This is a genomic window from Acidithiobacillus sp., from assembly GCF_023255755.1.
GTDB lineage: Bacteria > Pseudomonadota > Gammaproteobacteria > Acidithiobacillales > Acidithiobacillaceae > Acidithiobacillus.
Genome location: NZ_JAGDVS010000174.1, coordinates 1 through 2,211 on the forward strand (window position 1 = coordinate 1; position 2,211 = coordinate 2,211).

A 2,211-nucleotide genomic window follows, 5' to 3' on the forward strand; every position below is an offset into this window, starting at 1 on the left:
GGCGCGTTCTCAATTGGGCGGACTCTCAAAAACGGTGGTTTCCTGGCTGTTGGCATGCAGCCAGCGCAGGAAGTGCGAGGGATGTGCGAGAGCGTCGTGCTCGGCGACGGCTTGTGTGGCAGTGGCGTTGCCGGTAGGAGTGGCTTGGATCAGGGCGTAGGCGAGTTGCGGCACCTCGGCTGCATGCGTACAGACCAGCCAGGGCAGGCAGGCAAGTGCCAGAAACGCTTTGAAGCAACGGAGGGTGATGGTCATGGGATTTCTTTGCATTTACTGCGCTTATCGGATGGAGATGCGTTGCACTTCGGATTGGAGCCGACTTAGCCATGCGGAATTCAAAACCGATCTGGATCTGGAGCGCCTGCCCTCGGGCAAGTTCGACACGAACTACCTGGTGTGTCAGCTCGCGGCGCTGACGATGAACGTGCTGCGTCTGATGGGGCAGCAAGGACTGCTGGGACCGCACGCCCCGGTGCGCCATGCGGCCAAGCGCAGGCGGGTGAAGACGGTGATTCAGAAGCTTGTCATCCGCGCCGCTCGCGTCATCCACCATGCCGGGCGGCTGTGGTTGGGACTGGGGGCCAATGACCGGGCGGCACGCGCGTTTTGCGATCTGCATGCGCAGTGCACGGCCAGCGGCTGACGGCGCAGTTCCATCACTTCCAGCACGCCAGGACGCTGACCGCGAGGACTCGGCGGGGAAACGGCTGCGCGCAACCCGCCTGAAATGACCGACCAAGGGCGAACAGTGCCTGCGCATCCCCCCAAAAACCTCCTCCCCACGGCATTCCACCCGTGAATCTGTGGGAAATCGGGAAAATCGAACAGTCACGGTCAGATCTCAGGCCAGCGGATGATCTGGAATCACGGATTCAGGTTTTATTTTTAATGAGTTTGCCTTCGATGTCGTACAGCCAGAATCTACGGCAACGACCCGCATTGCCGGTCACCGTTTTACGATTTTGGCTTGTAACTGCAATTCTCATAAATCAACCTCAATAAATTTACCAAGAGCGTCGGCACAAACAATGTTGCCCAGATAAATCTCCGCCTTCACGGTATGCAATTTTCGACGGCTTTCTGTCACTCTGGCCCTGATTTTAATCATTTCGCCCACAGGGATTTTTTTGATGAATCTGACATTCATTTCAGCGGTCATCGCATGAATTCCAAGCAAGAAGATGCAATTCGTCATTGCAGAATCCAATGCGAGGCAAGTGATTCCACCATGTAGAATTCCCTGGTATCCTTGAAATTTCTCATCGCAAAGAAAATGCCCTTCAACGGTGACTGCGTCTAACTTTGCAAAGTTTAGGTTCAATGAAGAGGGGTTGTTTTCTAAATTGCCGCATGCGATGCATTTGGCGTGTGCTGATTTGGTTTTCCGATAAAGTTGCATGAGTTCACACGTGACGCCCAACATCAGTCTGTGTGCTGTGATCAGCGCAAATTCGACAAATACATTTTTTCAAACTGGTGCTTTGCAAAGCTGAGAATTTTCATGGGCGGCAATATGATTGCGCGCTGCTTGTCTCTGTAGACCAGAATTCCTTCATTGAGCATATCGACAACGCAGATCAATTCGGATCGCGGTATAAAAGTCAGATTTTTGCCATCAAGCAGGGAGATTAAATTTTTTGCGGCAGCCTTTGCTTGCAAATCCGCCATATGTGCTTGTTTCGGAAGCCATTCGGGGCCTGGATAATATCCAGCGTCTCCAGCAACAAAGACTTTTTCCATGCTGGGGACAGCACAATACTGATCAATCTCGATAAATCCACCCGGCGAGATGGGAAGTGATGTGTTAGAGATCCAGTCGGGGCCTGTCATCCCGGGCATAAAGAGAATTAAATCGGCTGGGATGAAACCGCCGTCTGTTTCCAAGCCATCCTTTCGGAAGGCCAATAATTTATGGCCAAGATGTGTTTCTATGTTCTTTTTTTTCATCTGCGACAAGAGTGCAGATGTTGCTCTTTCGCCGAGTCTCTCACCTGGATTTTTCTTGGGATTGAAAAATAGCAGATCAATGCGATCACGCTTTTTATTCTTGCGTAGCCATGTATCAATTCCAAAAACCATCTCGAACATCGGTCCGCCGCGCCCGGCGGTCGGGTCCTTGGGATTTCCAGAGAAGCCGAAGGCGATTCGGCCACGATCTAAGGACCGTAGGCGATCTCGAATTGAGTTGGCTGCATTCACGCCTTCGCACAG

The 2,211-nt window shown here is 52.2% G+C and carries 3 protein-coding genes and 1 pseudogene; 1 reads left to right on the forward strand and 3 read right to left on the reverse strand.

What is annotated here, in order from left to right; translation table 11 throughout:
* Positions 1-9: 9 nt before the first annotated feature.
* Positions 10-255: a hypothetical protein gene (locus Q0C48_RS12175; RefSeq protein ID WP_291524732.1), complete on the reverse strand. Its 246-nt coding sequence runs from the start codon at positions 253-255 to the stop codon at positions 10-12.
* A gap of 70 nt (positions 256-325) precedes the next feature.
* Between Q0C48_RS12175 and Q0C48_RS12180 the strand changes: the two are divergent.
* Positions 326-643, forward strand: a pseudogene (locus tag Q0C48_RS12180) (IS1380 family transposase); the annotation flags it as partial.
* A gap of 339 nt (positions 644-982) precedes the next feature.
* On the opposite strand, the gene Q0C48_RS12185 reads toward Q0C48_RS12180, so the two are convergent.
* Both Q0C48_RS12185 and Q0C48_RS12190 read right to left on the reverse strand, forming a co-directional pair.
* On the reverse strand, positions 983-1,423 hold the full coding sequence (locus Q0C48_RS12185) for a PaaI family thioesterase (protein ID WP_291524734.1): 441 nt from the start codon (positions 1,421-1,423) through the stop codon (positions 983-985).
* A 17-nt stretch (positions 1,424-1,440) separates the two neighbouring features.
* On the reverse strand, positions 1,441-2,211 hold a 771-nt coding region (locus Q0C48_RS12190; protein WP_291524735.1), incomplete at its 5' end, for an FAD-dependent oxidoreductase.